This window comes from Bradyrhizobium oligotrophicum (assembly GCF_051168495.1).
Taxonomy (GTDB): domain Bacteria; phylum Pseudomonadota; class Alphaproteobacteria; order Rhizobiales; family Xanthobacteraceae; genus Bradyrhizobium; species Bradyrhizobium oligotrophicum_A.
In genome coordinates this window covers 143,697-160,179 of sequence record NZ_JBNPVB010000019.1, presented here as the reverse complement: position 1 = coordinate 160,179, position 16,483 = coordinate 143,697, and the positions used below count along the sequence as shown (strand labels likewise).

The 16,483-nt window shown below is 62.4% G+C and carries 15 protein-coding genes and 1 tRNA gene; 5 read left to right on the top strand and 11 right to left on the bottom strand.

All coding sequences use genetic code 11. The features are described 5' to 3' along the window. Positions 1-90 precede the first annotated feature (90 nt). From ACQR1B_RS29105 to ACQR1B_RS29090, 4 genes are all read right to left on the bottom strand, one after another. A complete protein-coding gene (locus tag ACQR1B_RS29105; protein ID WP_434835826.1) occupies positions 91-279 on the bottom strand; it encodes a hypothetical protein in 189 nt (62 codons plus the stop codon). A gap of 187 nt (positions 280-466) precedes the next feature. After that, positions 467-1,204 carry a hypothetical protein gene (locus tag ACQR1B_RS29100; protein WP_434835825.1) on the bottom strand — a complete coding sequence of 246 codons (738 nt, stop codon included), beginning with the start codon at positions 1,202-1,204 and terminating at the stop codon, positions 467-469. Between the two features lie 303 nt (positions 1,205-1,507). Continuing rightward, on the bottom strand, positions 1,508-1,975 hold the full coding sequence (locus ACQR1B_RS29095) for a hypothetical protein (RefSeq protein ID WP_434835824.1): 468 nt from the start codon (positions 1,973-1,975) through the stop codon (positions 1,508-1,510). Between the two features lie 324 nt (positions 1,976-2,299). Further along, positions 2,300-2,533 carry a helix-turn-helix domain-containing protein gene (locus tag ACQR1B_RS29090; protein WP_434835823.1) on the bottom strand — a complete coding sequence of 78 codons (234 nt, stop codon included), beginning with the start codon at positions 2,531-2,533 and terminating at the stop codon, positions 2,300-2,302. A gap of 789 nt (positions 2,534-3,322) precedes the next feature. Here ACQR1B_RS29090 and ACQR1B_RS29085 point away from each other — a divergent pair. Then, positions 3,323-4,645 carry a tyrosine-type recombinase/integrase gene (locus tag ACQR1B_RS29085; RefSeq protein ID WP_434835822.1) on the top strand — a complete coding sequence of 441 codons (1,323 nt, stop codon included), beginning with the start codon at positions 3,323-3,325 and terminating at the stop codon, positions 4,643-4,645. A 284-nt stretch (positions 4,646-4,929) separates the two neighbouring features. Here ACQR1B_RS29085 and ACQR1B_RS29080 read toward each other — a convergent pair. The 7 genes from ACQR1B_RS29080 to ACQR1B_RS29050 form a co-directional block, all read right to left on the bottom strand. After that, positions 4,930-5,005 (bottom strand) — tRNA-Lys (locus tag ACQR1B_RS29080). A gap of 176 nt (positions 5,006-5,181) precedes the next feature. Next, a complete protein-coding gene (locus ACQR1B_RS29075; protein ID WP_434835821.1) occupies positions 5,182-5,793 on the bottom strand; it encodes a Spy/CpxP family protein refolding chaperone in 612 nt (203 codons plus the stop codon). A 150-nt stretch (positions 5,794-5,943) separates the two neighbouring features. Then, the gene (locus ACQR1B_RS29070) at positions 5,944-7,269 is read right to left on the bottom strand and encodes a TRAP transporter large permease (RefSeq protein WP_434835820.1); all 1,326 of its coding nucleotides are present in this window, start codon (positions 7,267-7,269) and stop codon (positions 5,944-5,946) included. Further along, positions 7,266-7,832 (bottom strand): TRAP transporter small permease, encoded by a 567-nt coding sequence (locus ACQR1B_RS29065; protein WP_434835819.1) that lies wholly within the window; start codon positions 7,830-7,832, stop codon positions 7,266-7,268. Before ACQR1B_RS29065 ends, ACQR1B_RS29070 begins: the two co-directional genes overlap by 4 nt. Positions 7,833-7,960: 128 nt before the next feature. Continuing rightward, on the bottom strand, positions 7,961-8,992 hold the full coding sequence (locus tag ACQR1B_RS29060; RefSeq protein ID WP_434835818.1) for a TRAP transporter substrate-binding protein: 1,032 nt from the start codon (positions 8,990-8,992) through the stop codon (positions 7,961-7,963). Positions 8,993-9,272: 280 nt separating this feature from the next. Next, positions 9,273-10,844, bottom strand: a complete 1,572-nt coding sequence (locus ACQR1B_RS29055; protein WP_434835817.1) for a 2-isopropylmalate synthase — start codon at positions 10,842-10,844, stop codon at positions 9,273-9,275. A 114-nt stretch (positions 10,845-10,958) separates the two neighbouring features. After that, complete coding sequence (locus tag ACQR1B_RS29050; protein ID WP_434835816.1) at positions 10,959-11,282, bottom strand: hypothetical protein; 324 nt, start codon at positions 11,280-11,282, stop codon at positions 10,959-10,961. A gap of 961 nt (positions 11,283-12,243) precedes the next feature. Between ACQR1B_RS29050 and ACQR1B_RS29045 the strand changes: the two genes are divergently transcribed. The 4 genes from ACQR1B_RS29045 to ACQR1B_RS29030 all read left to right on the top strand — a co-directional run bounded on the left by ACQR1B_RS29045 (position 12,244) and on the right by ACQR1B_RS29030 (position 16,472). Then, entirely contained in the window at positions 12,244-13,287 is a 1,044-nt protein-coding gene (locus ACQR1B_RS29045; protein ID WP_434835815.1) for a sensor histidine kinase, read from the top strand. Positions 13,288-13,303: 16 nt separating this feature from the next. Then, positions 13,304-13,465 (top strand): hypothetical protein, encoded by a 162-nt coding sequence (locus tag ACQR1B_RS29040; protein WP_434835814.1) that lies wholly within the window; start codon positions 13,304-13,306, stop codon positions 13,463-13,465. A 63-nt stretch (positions 13,466-13,528) separates the two neighbouring features. Next, the gene (locus ACQR1B_RS29035; protein ID WP_434835813.1) at positions 13,529-13,807 is read left to right on the top strand and encodes a hypothetical protein; all 279 of its coding nucleotides are present in this window, start codon (positions 13,529-13,531) and stop codon (positions 13,805-13,807) included. Between the two features lie 373 nt (positions 13,808-14,180). Next, entirely contained in the window at positions 14,181-16,472 is a 2,292-nt protein-coding gene (locus ACQR1B_RS29030; RefSeq protein ID WP_434835812.1) for a TonB-dependent siderophore receptor, read from the top strand. The last annotated feature ends 11 nt before the right edge of the window (positions 16,473-16,483 follow it).

The window sequence follows — 16,483 nt, the reverse complement described above, 5'->3', positions numbered from 1 at the left end:
CTTGGGAGCGCCCTATCCTCTTTGTCTGCCCGCGCATGACGAGCTTGAGCGCGTTGTCCGGCTCTCGTGAGCCGCAGCCACGCTTGGCCGCTAGCGCGACCGCTCCTGCATCCTCAGCCAGGCCTCATGATCGAAATAACTGGGGTCGCCGCGCCCGCCCCCTCGGAGATAGTAAGCCCATGCTTCGGCGCGCTCGCTATCGGCGCGCTGCTTGGCCGTGAGGCCATCGACGCGCTCGCCAAAGGGGTTCCAGATTTCGTGTTGGGGATCATGCGGCATGGATGGGCTCCTGCCCGCGAGTAGCCGAATGGCGACAGGAGATGTTGCGGAATATCTCGCAACGCTCTCGGAATCCGGCCCTGTGCGTGGGCCGGGGGCATTTGAGCACGTATGGCGGTCAAGGTCGCCGTTTGCCGCCGGCCGTCCTGGCGTTGGAGCCGATGAGTCCAGAGACCAACCTCGCGGTCTAGCTAAGGACGGACACTTGCGTCGTAATTACGTTCTCGATCGAGGGCGGCAATGGTGTTTCTGTTTGCCACGTCTCGGTCTCTGGATCGAAATACAGTCCAAGTTGGCCGATCGTGCAATCGAGAAAGTCATTTCCCAGCAGTTGCCCCAGCGATCGCGCTTTACCCGCAGCGTCAACCAACCTTCTATTTCCCTGGTGCTGGACCACGTCATGCGCGAGGCAGGCCGTAAATTGGCCGGGGCGATAGTCGATGACGATGCCTCCTCCCGCGGAGTCGATCATATTGATCGTTTGGCTCAAAAGATTGGAGTCTTTACCACGCCATCCCTTTTTTGATTGAAATGGCAAGCCCTTGCGTTTCGCACCATTCTCGTCCTTGACCTCGATCTGGAAGATTCCGTCGGCGCCGAGATGCCTCTCCGGTGCGCCCGCGCCACGTCCTCTGATCTTCCGATATGACACTTGATACTGAAACTGCCTTTGCCCATCGCTGTAAGTCATAGGAGTAGCCATCGACATATTGCTACCAAGTGCGCCCGTCAAAGCATCTTCGTCGGCCGCATTCAGCTGATACTTCGCTTCCGCATCCGCAATTCCTGCGAGATACCGATCTCGGATGAGACGCTTCAATCCATCTGGCAGACCTGGTATTCCAAAAAAGATCCACATATCAGCAGCCGTATTCCACGAGAGACCAAGACGGTTATTTCTTCTTTTCTTTACCTTTTGTCCCAAGCAGGCTGCGAGCCTTCAATCGGTCTGCCTCTGCCGCCAGTTGGGGATAGTCGGTCCGTATTATCGGAGGCGCTTTTACACGAGCGGTTCTAGCTCCGAGCACCCTTCCGCTGGCGTCGCCATCGAGAATGACAACCCGCATGTTCGCTATCTTTGCAATTAGGCACGCAACCTCCCCATGATGTTGTAGCTCGCGAGAACTCGGCTGGCCCATTTCCCTTGTGAAGTAAATCTGAATTGGCTCGTCATTACTAAAGAGGAAGCGTCGCACCGGATGCTTCTTGAGGGACGCTTTCACATCTCTCAGTACTGGAGCGATTGACTCTCTGAATTCGCTCCCAGAGTTTCGTAGATACGCATCGATTTCCAACCATCCTTTCGGACGTGAGTGGTCAAGCGCGCCAAATATTTCAGCGATCTCTGCCGGATATAATCTTGGGTCGGGACCGGCTTACTTTGCCGGTCATCGCCCGTGAAATACTCGTCGATCACTTCCGAGAAGCCATCCCAGGTTGCCATATCGGCCGTTTCCAGCTGCTCCTTCATGTCTTGGTCAAAGCGATTTCGTTTTATGTACGCGCCGAGATGGTCGATTTCGTCGAACACCATCGCCTTAGGAATACCGGCAACTGCTTGACGGACTTCTAAGTAATGAAAAAGCTCACCGGTTGTGGGCAAGAACCGATTCGACACAAAAAGATCGTCAACGGACATCGAAACGAAAGGAAACTTTCCTGCAATGGGAGCCAGCTCTGGGATCTGCTTGCACATCGAGGAAACGGCGTGAAAGACTCCACGGTGAGTCTAATAGGCAAAACGCGACGGAAGTCCTTGAGGCGCAGTTTACGTACCTCTTCATATTTTCCGTTGTCCAATCGATAGATCGGCATTTCGTCGCCGCTTGCAAGATAGTCGAGGAAGCGCTTGCACTGCCGGTAAGCTTTGACGACGAGCTCGCGAATTGTGCGCACGTGCCGGTCCAAATTTGTCGCCGGCTACCCCTCCCCGTTCCTTGCCGCGGCCAGGTAACTGAGTCCAATACGGCGCATATGAGCGGCTTTCACATATCTGCGTCCGCGAGCTGTTGCGGGGGCGCTATTCTTTCGCTCTCTTCGACTGAGCATCGGGCTTCAGTAACTCGAGATAATCCACATCGAGTGCTATCGACAGCTCGTAAATCGTCACGACAGTTGGGTTGCGCTGCCCCTTCTCCAGGCCGCTGATGTACTGCTGGCTGAAGCCAGAAATCTCCGCCAGCTGCTCCTGAGTCATTTCTTTGCTCTTTCGGATCCGCAGAACGTTGCGGCCAACCAACCGACGCATGTCCATGGGCAGAAGTCAGCCCATTGCGCGCATGGTTTTTATCAACTATAGTATGTATCCACTAAAGTATGTAACGCCTGATCGGCCTCAGAGGAGGTTCTGTGTCGCAAGGTCGTTTCGCCGAACCAAATTCGCAGGGTCGTGCCGTGGCAGTGACCGCGATAGAACATGGCAACGTGGTCATTACAGTCGCAAGCCTAACGTGCGAGCGCACCGTGGCCGCCGCCCCGGTCTGCGGCTTCATCACCACGATTTTAGGAGGTCCACTTCGCGGAGAGACGCGGAAGAGCAGAACGTGGAGCGGGATGATTCGCAGTCACTCGGACGCTGTATCTCGCGTTTCCGAGCTCCTCGTGTCTGAGCAGGATGAGGCCTCGCAAGCTGAGGATGACCACCCGCGATAGAACCCGTAAACCGACCCTTTTCCATCCGGTAGCGCGATGACACTTCCGAAGGACCCAAAGGCCTTCACTCTTGCCTGATCCCACGCCTAGACACGTCCTCCGGCGTTTTCGCCGGCAGGCGCACAGGGCTTCGGAAAGGGTATCCGATCGATGCCAAGGCAGACGGCTCTCCCGTCATCACTCAAGCCGCGGCTCATCACTCGCGAGGCGGCAGCCGCATACATCTGCGTTTCCGCCAACGTCTTTGATCAGATGGTGCGCGCAGGCACTATGCCAAGGCCCAAAATCCTAGGTGAACGCCGGAAAGCATGGGACGTCCGAGAACTGGACACTGCCATTGATCTGCTGCCTTCAGATGGCAATGATCCTGGCCTTGACGAGACGTGGAGCGATGTCGATGCCTCGAAGGTTGCCGCCATACGTTGAGCGCAATCACGTCAAGGGGCATACGTACCTGTCATTTCGGCGCGGCAAGGGTCGACGCATTCGCCTGCCAGATGACCCGACCAGCCCTGAGTTCATGTCGGCCTACCAAAGCGCCCTTCTAGGTCAGGTGACAACGTCGAGACCCGAAATCCGCTCTCCCGTTCAGGGCACAATCTCCGCGCTGATCGCCTCTTACATGCGAAGCTCGGAGTACATCGGCCTTCGAAAGACCAGCAAGGAGGGGTACGGCAGACGCCTCGAGGCCCTCAGAATCGAGCACGGGCATCGGACCGTCGCTGGACTCACTCGCGAGCGCATCATCACCGGCATTCTTCAGCCGTTCGCCGACCGGCCCGGTGCGGCTCTCGATACACTCAAAAAGCTTCGCATTCTGATCCGCCACGCGATCAACATCGGATGGGTCAAGCACGATCCGTCGCTCGGGATAAAGCGACCCAAGCTTCAGCGCATCAGATCTTGGACCGAGGATGAGATCGAGCTTTTCCGTAAGAAGTGGCCTCTGGAAACCAAACAGCGGCTGGCTTTCGAACTGTTCCTGAACACGGGCCAACGACGATCCGACGTGGTCCGCATGGCATGGTCCCACATCACGCCCGAGAACAGAATCGCCGTCGCGCAGCAGAAGACAGGACGGCGATTGTTGATTCCGCTCCACCGTGACCTGCTTTCGGCCTTGGCCGTCGCAAAGCGTGACCACGTGTCGATCATCACGACCGCCTACGGCCAGTCCTTCAGCGTCGACGGCTTCAGCCAATGGATGCGCGATGCCATTACGGACGCAGGCCTGCCGCTTGATTGTCAGCCGCACGGCCTGCGGAAGGCTACCGGCCGTCGCCTGGCTGAGGCTGGCGCGACGGCAAAGATGATCATGTCCGTCCTTGGCCACACCACTCTTGCAGAGGCCGAGCGATACACCGAGGAGGCTGATCAGGCGAGCCTTGCAGTCGATGCCCTGGCGCGGCTTGAAGGACACAAGGCGAACGGTCTTCCCCAAACGCAATCCGCCGGTTTGGGAAAACCGACCAAAAGCTCAAAGAAATCAGCGGGGGAAAGGCAGACCTGGCGCTCCCTAGGGGAGTCGTACCCCTGCTCGCCTTGGAGGGCAATCGCCGCGGAACTAGCCGCACCAGTTTCGCACCAGAAACGACCTGAACAAACCGCGACAAACGCGATCGAAACCGAACGAAAATCTAGGAAAATCAACGAACCCGATCAATATCCTCCCGCTCATACTGGTCTGGTTGCAGGTTCAAGCCGCGAGTCTTGACGAACAGTGTAATGCTGTTGGGAGTTGCCGCACCAGAAACGCACTTGCTTTCGAACGTAGCAAGGTGCGCGCCTCGAGTTCGTTCGGCGGTGCGCCCCACAGCGCTAGTCAACGTCGAAAGATTATTGGCGGCTGGACGACACCGAAGATCGTGGCTGGCTAGCCGCACGTCCCCTGGTTGGCCTTTCAACTTATTGAGAGCAGGCTGTCGAACAACGCCGTTTGAAAAACCGTTTTAGTTTTTCAATCTCAAACGGTGTCTCGGAATAAGTCCTTGAAAGGCTTGGTGGGCGCACTAGGGCTCGAACCTAGGACCCGCTGATTAAGAGTCAGCTGCTCTACCAACTGAGCTATGCGCCCGGATCTTGCATCCGGAGTAAGCCTTCGCAAGAGCCGGTCGTTTAGCAAAGCGATTCCGGGATGTCCAGCGATCCGTGAGGATTTTTCGACACATTCGATGCAGAAAAACCGCCGGCGGGCGGCGGTTTTCCAGATGTGGAATTCTGAACGAAATCATGGGGATCACGAGCGGCCCGTCAGAGCCGCCCGGACTCGGGTTCGTCGTCGGACCAGCCCATGCGGCCCATCGGGGGATGATCCATCGGTCCCGGCCCGAAGCGATGCTCGCCGAAGCGCGGACCGTCGCCCTCGCCGCGCTCCATCCAGCGGTGGTGGCGCGGGCCGTCCGGCCCCATCATGCGTCCCATCGGCCGGGTCAGCATCGACAGCCGGCGCTTCTGGCCGTCGTCGAGCGTCTTGTAGAGCGGGTCGGCGGCATCAGCGACCTTCTTCATCGCTTCCGCCGTCACGGCCATGGTGTCGGCGTGCTCGCGCAACCGCGTCACCGGACTGACGTCCTTGTCCTGCGCGTCGTCGGCCGCCTTCATGCGGGCATTGGCGCGATCGAACCGCAGCTTGACGAGATCGCGCACGGCGCTCTCGACCGGCGGCCACAGCTTCTCCTGATCCGCGTTCAGCTTCAGCCCGGCGTGGACCGAGGCGATGCGCGCATCGAGCATGGCGGCGCGATCTTCCGGATTCAGCCGCACATGGTGCATATGATCATGAAGCCAGCCGCGCTGGGCATAGACCGCGGTCGAGCCGGCAATGGCGAGCACGGCGACAGCAGCGATGGTGAACCTTCTCATGCCAACCTCCTTGGAAAGCCGGACGGAGCATGAGCCTGCCGCCCCGGGCATTCAACTTACAGTTTGGACAGAGTGCACGACCTTACGAAGATGTAATTGCTTCAAATTCCATTCTATTTCTGCAATTCGGTTTCATTTGATTGCTACGCCTCAAAGCATTCCCAACATGCGCGGCAACCACAGCGAGATTTCCGGCACGTAGGTGACGAGCACCAGGAAGCCGAGCATGGTCAAGAGCCACGGCATCACGGCGATGGTGAGCTCGGTGATGCCCATCTTGGCGATGCCGGAGGCGACGTAGAGGTTGAGGCCGACCGGCGGATGGCACATGCCGACCTCCATGTTGACGACCATCAGGATGCCGAGATGCACCGGGTGGATGCCGAGCTTGACCGCGACCGGGAACAGGATCGGCGCCATGATCAGCACGATCGAGGTCGCCTCCATGACGTTGCCGGCGAGCAGCAGCAGGATATTGACGACCAGCAGGAACACCACCCAGTTGACGCCGGCGGTCGCCATCCAGTTGGCGATCTGCTGCGGAATGTTCTCGTTGGCCATCAGGAACGAGAACAGCACGGCGTTGGTGATGATGTAGAGGATCATCGCGCTCATATTGGCCGAGCCGAGCAGGACCTTCGGCACGTCCTTCAGCGACATGTCGCGATAGACGAACACGGCGATGACGAAGGCATAGACGGCGCTGATGGCGGCGGCCTCGGTCGGCGTGAACTTGCCGGTGTAGATGCCGCCCAGCACGATCACGATCAGCAGCAGGCCCCACACACATTTGCGGAAAGCAACGAAGCGCTCGGCCCAACTGGCGCGCGGCAGCCTGGGATAGTCGTTCTTCCAGGCGCGGTAGAAGGTGGTGAAGCCGAGCAATGTCGCCAGCATCAGGCCGGGAATGACGCCGGCCATGAACAGCTGTCCGACCGAGGCCGATGAGACGCGGTTGCCGGCGGGATCGAGCGCGATGCTGCCGCCGGTCGCGACCGAATAGACCACCATGACGATCGAGGGCGGGATCAGGATGCCGAGCGCGCCCGAGGTCGTGATGACGCCGGCGCCGAAGCGCTTCGGGAAACCCTGCTTCACCATCGCCGGCAGCATGATCGAGCCGATGGCGATCACGGTCGCGGGCGAGGAGCCGGACACGGCGGCGAACAGCGCGCAGGCCATCACGCCGGCCAAGCCCAGGCCGCCATACCAATGCCCGACCATCGAGGTCGCGAAGTTGATCATCCGCCGGGCGACGCCGCCATGGGTCAGGAAGTTGCCGGCCAGGATGAAGAACGGGATCGCCATGATCTCGAAATTGTCGATGCCCGTGAACAGCTTCAGCGCGACCGATTCGGTCGGCACGTTGGTCATGAAGAAGACGAAAGACAGCACGGTCAGGCCGAGCGCGATCGAGATCGGCATGCCCGTCAGCATCAGGGCGATGAGGAGGCTGAAGATCAGGAGGCTGCTCATCGCAGCGCCTCCGTTGCGTTCGCATCGACGCCCTCGACATAGGCGTGGTCATGATGCGGCAGCTCGTCGTGGCGGAGATAGTGCCAGGCGACCTGCAGGAAGCGGAAGCACATCAGATAGGAGCCGAGCGGGATGCAGAGATACACGAGCCAGCTCGGCAGCTCCATGTCCGGCGTGACCTGGTCGGTCAGTGACAGGCCGTAGACGAACTTGGCGCCCATGGTGCCGATGATCGCGGTGAACAGCGCCCCGCACATCAGGCCGAACAGGATGGTCACCTTGCGCAGCGACGGCCTGAGCATGTTGACCAGGACGTCGACGCCGACATGGATGCCGGTGCGCACGCCATAGGCGGCGCCGAACTTCGCCATCCACACGAACATGTAGATGCAGAGCTCCTGCGCCCAGGACATGTCGATCGGGAACAGGATCGGATACAGCAGCGGGATGCCGACGAGATAGCGGTGCAGCACCGCCACGAAGATGATCGAGGTCGCCGCCGCGATCAGGAATGCGATCAGAATCTCCTCGAGCCGATCGAGGATGCGCAACGGAAAGCCCAAATCCCCTCCCCCCAAAACCAATCAGATCGTCCGCGGCGCTTGGGCGCACCGTCTGTTCTTATGCGCCGAAGCAGGCGCCTCGCCTTGCGATGCGCGGGCTACCCGCCCGCGCATCCAGCCGCACGCGCTCAATTGGTCGTGCCCCGGGTCTCCTTCAGGAACTCGTCGATCAGCGGCTGGCCGACGCGCCCCGCCACGTCCTTATAGACCGGCTGCATCGCCTTGCGCATCGCCTCGTCCTGGGCCGGCGTCAGCTTGACCAGCTCGGACTTGCCGGATTTGCGGATCTCCTCGAGCGCGTCGTCGTTCTCCTTAGCGGACTGGCCGTTGCCGTAGGCGGTGGCTTCCGTCATCGCCTTCTCGCAGGCCGCGCGCAGGTCCGGCGGCAGGCCGTCCCAGAACTTCTTGTTCACGACCACGACGTAGCCGATGTAGCCGTGGTTGGTCAGCGTGATGTACTTCTGCACCTCGTGCATCTTCTGGGTATAGATGTTGGAGGGCGTGTTTTCCTGGCCGTCGACGACGCCGGTCTGCAGCGCCTGATAGACTTCCGAGAACGCCATGACCTGCGGGATGACGCCGAGCGTGCGGAACTGCGCGTCCAGCACCTTCGACGACTGGATGCGGAATTTCAGCCCCTTGTAGTCGGCGGGATCGACCAGCTTCTTGTTGGCGCTCATCTGCTTGAAGCCGTTGTCCCAGTAGGCCAGCCCGATCATCCCCTTCGGCTCGAGCAGCTTCAGGAGCTTGGCACCGAGCGGCCCGTCGGTCACCTTCCGCAAGGTGGCGAGGTCGGGCAGGATGTAGGGCAGATCGAACACCTCGAATTCCTTGATGCCGATCGGCCCGAACTTCGAGTTCGACGGCGCCAGCATCTGCACGGCGCCGAGCTGCAGCGCCTCGAGCTCTTCCTTGTCCTTGTAGAGCTGCGAGTTCGGATAGACTTCGACCTTGACCTTGCCGTCGGTGTACTTCTCGGCCAATTCCTTGAACTTGTCGGCGGCGAGGCCCTTCGGCGTGTTCGCGGCCACCACATGACTGAACTTGATCACGATCGGCGTGTCGGCCGCCGAGGCCGGACCGGCCAGCGCATAAGCCGCGAGCGACGCGGCGGTGGCGATCACGGTGGCGGTCACATGGCGAAATCTGACGTGGCGCAAGGTCGTCCTCCCGAATGGTTCGGGGTGCATTGCACTGACGCCCCCGCTTTGTATGCCAAGGACATTGTTAGCGGGTGGCGGCAGGGATTGCCATTGACCGTTAGCAGCAGGCGCGGGAATCCGATGCTGCAACGCAGCAGCGCCCGCCGCCTTCGCCGTCATTCCGGGGCGGCGCGCAGCGCCGAACCCGGAACCTCGATCTTGTCCGAGCCGGTGCAAGACCAAGCTCGGGATCCCGGGTTCAGCCGCTGCGCGGCTGCCCCGGAATGACGTCGTAAGGTCAGCTCGCGGCCGCAGCCGATACACCATGCGCGACGTCGCGCTGGCGCTTCATGACGAGCTTGTTCAGCGCGCCCAGATAGGCCTTGGCCGACGCCACCAGCGTATCCGGATCCGCCGCCCGCGCGGTCATCGAGCGGCCGTCCTGCGACAGCCGCACCGAGACCTCGGCCTGCGCGTCGGTGCCCTCGGTCACGGCATGGACCTGGTACAGCTCCAGCTTGGCCTCGTGCGGCACCAGCGACTTGATGCAGTTGAACACCGCATCGACCGGACCGTTACCCTCGGTCTCCTCGATCTTGGTCACGCCGTCGACGTCGAGCTTCATGGTGGCGCGCTGCGGGCCGCGGGTGCCGGCGATGACCGACAGCGACAGCAGCTTGATGCGGTCGTGGGCGCTCACCATGCCTTCGTCGATCAGCGCCTCGATGTCCTCGTCGTAGATCTGCTTCTTGCGGTCGGCCAGCGCCTTGAAGCGGACGAAAGCGTCCTCGAGCTGGTTGGAACTCAGCTTGTGCCCCATCTCCTCCAGCTTGTGCACGAAGGCGTGGCGCCCGGAATGCTTGCCCATTACCAGCGAGGTCTGCTTCACGCCGACCGTCTCCGGCAGCATGATCTCGTAGGTCTGCGCGTTCTTCAGCATGCCGTCCTGGTGGATGCCGCTCTCATGCGCGAAGGCGTTGCGGCCGACGATCGCCTTGTTGTACTGCACCGGGAACGAGGTCGCCGCCGACACCACCTTCGAGGCGTGGGTCAGCTGCGTGGTGTCGATCTTGTTCCAGAACGGCAGCTTGTCGTTGCGCACGCGCATCGCCATCACGACCTCTTCCAGGGCCGCATTGCCGGCGCGCTCGCCGATGCCGTTGATGGTGCATTCGATCTGGCGGGCGCCGGCACGGATGCCGGCCATCGAGTTTGCGACCGCCATGCCGAGATCGTTGTGGCAGTGCACGGAGAACACCGCCTTGTCGGAGTTCGGCACCGTCTCGCGCACGCGCTTGAACAGGTCATAATACTCTTCCGGCACGGCGTAGCCGACAGTGTCCGGAATGTTGATGGTGGTGGCGCCGGCCTTGATCGCGGCCTCGACGCAGCGGCACAGGAAGTCGAACTCGGTGCGGGTGCCGTCCTCCGACGACCATTCGACGTCGTCGGTGTGGTTGCGCGCGCGGGTCACCGAGGAGACCACCAGTTCGAACACCTGCTGCGGGTCCATCTGCAGCTTGTATTTCATGTGCACCGGCGAGGTGGACAGGAAGGTGTGGATGCGGCCGCGCTTGGCCGGCTTGATCGCCTCGGCGCAGCGGTCGATGTCCTTGGCGCCGGCGCGCGACAGGCCGCAGATCACGGCGTTCTTCGACCGCTTGGCGATCTCGTTGACGGCCTCGAAGTCGCCGTCGGAGGCGATCGGGAAGCCGGCCTCGATGATGTCGACGCCCATGTCGTCCAGCATCGCGGCGATGTTGAGCTTCTCCTCGAACGTCATGGTGGCGCCGGGGCACTGCTCGCCGTCGCGCAGGGTGGTGTCGAAAATGACGACGCGGTCCTTGTCGGACTGGGTGGGATTGGACATCTGCTATTCCTCGGTTTTTTGCGTTGGCGCGCGCATCTGTCGAAGGCGCTTGAAGGGTGTTTCGGTCTCGAAGCAACCCCCTGAGTGCCCAGGCGCATTCCGCCCAGCCGGCCCTCAGGGGCAGCTAAGAAGCAGAAGCTCGAGCGAGCCGATCAGGCCGAGGGTGGGCCGCAGCGGCGCGAGCGCAATCGGCCGGGCGATGAACGCCCCGGCGAAAGCCTCGATAGCTGCGCTGCGAATCAGCATTGCCAGACCCTTTTGCGAGAACACCGAAACTGTGCGGCAAAACCATTGATGGTTGGTTGCCGAGGTGCCCTCAACCCAGCTTTTACCGGGAATGAAACGGCCTCGCAACGGCGAATAAGGGACAGGAAGGGTGACGTATTGGGGGCGCGCGGCTGGAGTGATTGAGAGCCACGAGCCGGCCGGGGGGCGCATGTCGACCTTGCCCGAGCCGCCTCCCTACCCTTCGCCGTCATACCCCGCGAAGGCGGGGTATCCAGTACGCCGCGGCCTCTCGGCTAAATGGCGGCGGTGATTGACGCAACAGTTGCGCGCCTCACTCTCATCTAACATCGGCAATACAGCCCGCATCCAGACATACCTCTCCGCTCTCGCGGCACCTCCGTGCCCGAGCTGATCATCAGCATCGAACCCTCGCCAATTCGAGGGTGCAGGGAAGGCCGGGCGTCTGCCGACACCCGCGGCCCCCGTGCGGAGAGAAGTGCACGGGGCAGGAACCACAGGTACGGCCAGGACATCCCAGCCTCCCCTGCGCAACGGCTTTACGGCTTCCTTCGCGCTCTCCCCGGGGACCGGCTTGATTGCCCCCGTCACCGGCGCGCTCGTCATGAACGCGACCGGCTTGACACCAGCTTCGGGGTGTCAGGACCACACGACTTCGCCGTCCGCAACGACACCGGTCGTCCGCCGGCGCCTCACGGCCATCGCTCCCCGCACTCCACGTATCGTGACGACGCGTACGCCCCTCTTCGACGAGGCGGGATGGCGGGATATAAGCACATATTCGGATAATAAGAAAGAAAAATCTTCAGTGCGGGATGCCGCAACCGGTGCCGGCGCAACCCGAACATCCCCCGTCATCGACGCACCGAGGGACGTCGGGCCGGCAAATGGCGTCCGGTGTCCGTCGGCAGACCGACCGGCCAGAGGACGGAAGGAACGCGTGAGCGGCCGTACCGCAACACGAGATGGGCGCCTCTCGCGACGAAAGGCAACCCGCCGAAATGTTCAAAAGTGAACCGACCGCGCGGGACAACGGAGCTAGATTCTGTCGAAATGACGTTATCGGCCACGCGTTGACCAACTTCAGAATTGATTTGGAATCTGGAGAACTACTTCTCAGCGGAGCTGAATGTCGATGACGCCGGAGCCGACCATGACTGGCAGGCCGCTCACGCTGGCCGCGATTGATCTCACGAGCTATTTCCCGGATGCCCTGATCCTCAAGGACCTCTCGGGGGTCATTCTGCAATGGAATTCGGGAGCTGAGCGGATGTTCGGCTATCGTCCCGAGGAAATCATCGGTCGCAATATCCGCGACATCGTTCCGAGCGATCGTCAAGCCGAACTGGCTACGATCACCGACCGTTTGCGCAGTGGAGACGTCTTCTCCGAGTTCCAGACGGAGCGGCGAACGAAAGATGGGACCATCCTCAGCGTTGCGCTTTGGATTTTTCCCGTGCGCGATGCGCTCGGCGAGATCGTCGGCGCGGTGAAGATCGCGCGCGACATGAGCCGGATCAAGGCGAACGAAGAGAAGCTTCAACTCAGGGCATCCGAGGCCGAGCATCGTGCCAAGAACATTCTTGCCGCTGCGACCGCGACCGTTCGGCTGTCCACGGCCGCAACCGTCGACGAGTTGAAATCGGTCATCCATGGCCGGCTGCGCGCGATCGCCGACGTGACCGGCTTCGGCGGCGTCGGGCAGCCCGTTCCGCTCGACCGTATCGTGGCGAACGAGCTTCTATGCGCCGGCTCGAACCGGTTGCAGGCGACATGGGACGGCCCGACGGTGCTGCTCGATCCCGACCAGGCCCAGAGCATGGCGCTGATCCTGCACGAATTGACGACGAACTGTTTGAAATACGGCGCCCTGTCACAGCCCGAAGGCCGTGTGCGGGTCGAATGGGCATCGTTCTGGAACAGGATCGACTTCCATTGGACCGAAAGCGGACTGAGCGATGTCGCCCCGCCCACGCGCAGCGGCTTCGGCTCGCAACTGATCCGGACCGTCGCCGACCGCCAACTGAAGGGACGTCCCGCATTCTTCTGGCGCTCCACCGGATTGAGCTTCCGCCTGAGCTTCGACCTCAAGGCGATTTCGTCGGAGGAGGAGGTCCGCCCATTCCCGGCGTGCGGCGCCATGTCTTGGCCGCCTCTCGCCCCACCGCCGGCACCCGGATCGAACACGCACTTCTAGGCTGGGGAAAGCGTTCATGGCGCTATCGTCCCAACGGATGATGGAGCGCGCGTTCCTGAAGGGCCGGCTGCCGCCGGATCTCGCGGCGCGCGAAGCCGCGGCTTGGGTGCCGCCAATGCGCCGGTCCATCCGCGCGCTGTATCGCTCTGCCAACGGACTTCGCTTCAATGGCGACTGAAGTGAGCGGCTGACGGATCTGCCACGCCGCGGCCTCGTGCTCTCGGGCACCCGTGATCCCTATATGTCGCTCGACGTCCTCGGCCGCTTCGCGCAAGCGCATGGCGCCCAACTCCACGTCGAGCAGGACGCCGGTCATTGGAGCATCGTCGAGCGGCCGCACAGCATTGCTGCAGCGCTGCAGGCGCATTGGGGTCGAATGAGCGCGACTGACGAAGACCGCCGTCCGGCACATACATCGCCGCGGGCGTCCCCGCTGCAGCTGCGTGAGTCGCGGCACGCATCGTTCTTCGGGTCGATTCCCTTGCTGAATAGCCAGCGATGGGACGGGCGGGCCGCGTAGCAGGCACCCGCGAGCTCGATGCCAGGCGATGACGTTGGTGTTCGTCGTCCCGCTCGTTCCGGAAACTGAGACCGGTCTTCCGCTGCGATGCCCATGGTGAGCCGTGTCACGGACGCGCGCATGGCACCCATGCATATCATTCTGCGCCGACGCGGCAGATCAGCAAAACGCGGGGAATACACCAGCGCGCCGTATTTCTGCGCGGCATGGAACAAGCCGTCGGCGCGCGAACTCCACAGTGCTTAGAGCAATTCAACGACACCCGCCATGTCCTTCGATACGGCCCGTTGATAGAGCGGAGATCGTTCGGGCGGACGCCCGAATTGGCCGACGCCTGAACGGATTGACTGACGCTTGGAAGTTGAAGTGAACGATGACGAAGTGTGAGGGCCGGCGCGATCGAACCGGCATGCGTGGCGCGCTGGCCCTGATGGGCGTTCTGACCGCCGACGTGTTCTGCTCCCCCATTCCAGCGCATGCCCAGGCAACGCTGCCGCCGGTGACGGTGGACGCGCCGGCGCCGAAGCGCAAGCCTGCGACCGCCGCCGGCACGCCGCAACGCCGGGCCCAGATGCAGGCGTCGCGACGCGCCGCTCAGCCGCCGGCGATGCCGAGCCGCGCCGAACGCGCAGCGGCCGAGGCTGCGGTGCTGGACGCCGCCAAGCTCAACTACCGCGCCATGCCGAGCGCGACGACCCTGCGCACCGGCGCCTCGCCGCTCGATACGGCGCAATCGGTCAACGTCGTGCCTTCGCAGGTGCTGAAGGACCAGCTGCCGCGCAACATCGACGACGCGCTCGCCAACATCAGCGGCGTCACCCAGGGCAACACGCTGGCCGGCACCCAGGACGCGGTGATGCGGCGCGGCTTCGGCGACAACCGCGACGGCTCGATCATGCGCAACGGCATGCCGCTGGTGCAGTCGCGCGGCCTCACGACCGCCGTCGAGAGCGTCGAAGTGCTGAAGGGACCGGCTTCGCTGGTCTATGGCATCATGGACCCCGGCGGCGTCGTCAACACCATCGGCAAACGCCCCGAGCTGTACCAGCACGGCTCGGTGACGCTGCTCGGCTCGGCCTATGCCAACAACAAGACCGGCGCCGACGGCACCATCGACGTCACCGGCCCGATCGGCGACGGCGGCCTCGCCTACCGCTTCATCGGCTACGGCGTCAGCGAGGACTATTGGCGAAATTTCGGCCGCCACCGCGAGATGCTGGTGGCGCCGTCGCTCGCCTGGTACGGCGACACGACGACGGTCCAGCTCAACTACGAGCACCGCGAGTTCATCACGCCGTTCGACCGCGGCACCGCCTTCGTCAACGGCGCGCCGCTGGCGATTCCCGCCACACGCCGGCTCGACGAGCCCTACAACAACGCGTGGGGGCAGTCCGACCTGGTCCAGGCCTCGATCGAGCAGAAGCTCAACGAGGACTGGAAGCTCACCGCGGCCTACAGCTACAACACCGAGACCTCCAGCGCCAACCAGCTGCGCATCACCTTGATCGACGCGAAGGGCAACGAAACCCGAAGCAATGACGGCACCTGGGGCTCGCTCAGCCGGGTCAGCTACGGCACGTCCTATGTTCAAGGCGCCTTCTGGCTCGGGGGCCTGCGCAACGAGGTGCTGTTCGGCGGCGACGCGCAATATCGCACGATCTATCGCCAGGACTTGATCCGCGACAAGGTGACGAGCGCGTTCAACGTCTACAATCCGGTCTACGGGCTGATCCAGCCGGGCACGACGATCTCGGCCAGCGACAGCGATCAGACCGACAAGCTCGGCCAGTATTCGCTGTTCCTGCAGGACACGCTGCATCTCACCGACAAATTCGCGCTGGTCGGCGGCGTCCGCTACATGGACTATCAACAGATCGCCGGCCGCGGCCGGCCGTTCAAGGCCAACACCAACGTCGCCGCCGACACGGTGCTGCCGCTCGGCGGCGCCATCCTCAAGCTGAACGAGCAGGTCTCGCTCTACGCCAGCTACACGCAATCGTTGAAGCCGAATTCGACGATCGCGCCGCTGACAGGCGGCGTCGTGCTCGGCTCCAACATCGCGCCGGAGGAAGGCACGTCGTGGGAGACCGGCTTGAAGTTCGATCTCGACAAGCGCCTGTCCGGCACCGTGGCGTTCTACGACATCGACAAGCGCAACGTGCTGGTGTCGCAGACCAATGCCAGCAACGTCGTCGAATACACCACCGCCGGCAAGGTGCGCTCGCGCGGCGCCGAGGTCGACGTCACCGGCAAGATCTCCGAGAGCTGGAGCATGATCGGCAGCTATGGCTACACCGACGCGAGGGTCACGGACGACCCGGTCTATGCCGGCAAGCGGCTGCAGAACGTCGCGCTCAATACCGCCTCGCTCTACCTCGTCTACGATTTCGGCACCGCCCTGCCCGGCCAGCTCAGGCTCGGCGGCGGCGCGCGCTATGTCGGCGACCGCGCCGGCGACGCCGCCAACAGCTTCGTGCTGCCGTCCTACGTCGTCGCCGACATGTTCGCGAGCTACGAGACCAGGCACCAGAACCTGCCGGTGATCTACCAGCTCAACGTCAAGAACCTGTTCGACAACGTCTACTACCCCTCGGCCAACAGCGCGCTGACCGTCGCGGTCGGCGATGCCAGGCGGGTGTCGCTGTCGGCGACGGTGAAGTTCTAGACGGCGGGCAG

What these genes read in the sequence shown, in the direction of transcription:
- ACQR1B_RS29105 (WP_434835826.1), bottom strand. Translation starts at nt 279, where the DNA reads ATGCCGCATGATCCCCAACACGAAATCTGGAACCCCTTTGGCGAGCGC.
- ACQR1B_RS29095 (WP_434835824.1), bottom strand. Translation starts at nt 1,975, where the DNA reads ATGTGCAAGCAGATCCCAGAGCTGGCTCCCATTGCAGGAAAGTTTCCT.
- ACQR1B_RS29090 (WP_434835823.1), bottom strand. Translation starts at nt 2,533, where the DNA reads ATGGACATGCGTCGGTTGGTTGGCCGCAACGTTCTGCGGATCCGAAAG.
- ACQR1B_RS29085 (WP_434835822.1), top strand. Translation starts at nt 3,323, where the DNA reads ATGTCGATGCCTCGAAGGTTGCCGCCATACGTTGAGCGCAATCACGTC.
- ACQR1B_RS29075 (WP_434835821.1), bottom strand. Translation starts at nt 5,793, where the DNA reads ATGAGAAGGTTCACCATCGCTGCTGTCGCCGTGCTCGCCATTGCCGGC.
- ACQR1B_RS29070 (WP_434835820.1), bottom strand. Translation starts at nt 7,269, where the DNA reads ATGAGCAGCCTCCTGATCTTCAGCCTCCTCATCGCCCTGATGCTGACG.
- ACQR1B_RS29055 (WP_434835817.1), bottom strand. Translation starts at nt 10,844, where the DNA reads ATGTCCAATCCCACCCAGTCCGACAAGGACCGCGTCGTCATTTTCGAC.
- ACQR1B_RS29050 (WP_434835816.1), bottom strand. Translation starts at nt 11,282, where the DNA reads ATGCGCCCCCCGGCCGGCTCGTGGCTCTCAATCACTCCAGCCGCGCGC.
- ACQR1B_RS29045 (WP_434835815.1), top strand. Translation starts at nt 12,244, where the DNA reads ATGACTGGCAGGCCGCTCACGCTGGCCGCGATTGATCTCACGAGCTAT.
- ACQR1B_RS29040 (WP_434835814.1), top strand. Translation starts at nt 13,304, where the DNA reads ATGGCGCTATCGTCCCAACGGATGATGGAGCGCGCGTTCCTGAAGGGC.
- ACQR1B_RS29035 (WP_434835813.1), top strand. Translation starts at nt 13,529, where the DNA reads ATGTCGCTCGACGTCCTCGGCCGCTTCGCGCAAGCGCATGGCGCCCAA.
- ACQR1B_RS29030 (WP_434835812.1), top strand. Translation starts at nt 14,181, where the DNA reads ATGACGAAGTGTGAGGGCCGGCGCGATCGAACCGGCATGCGTGGCGCG.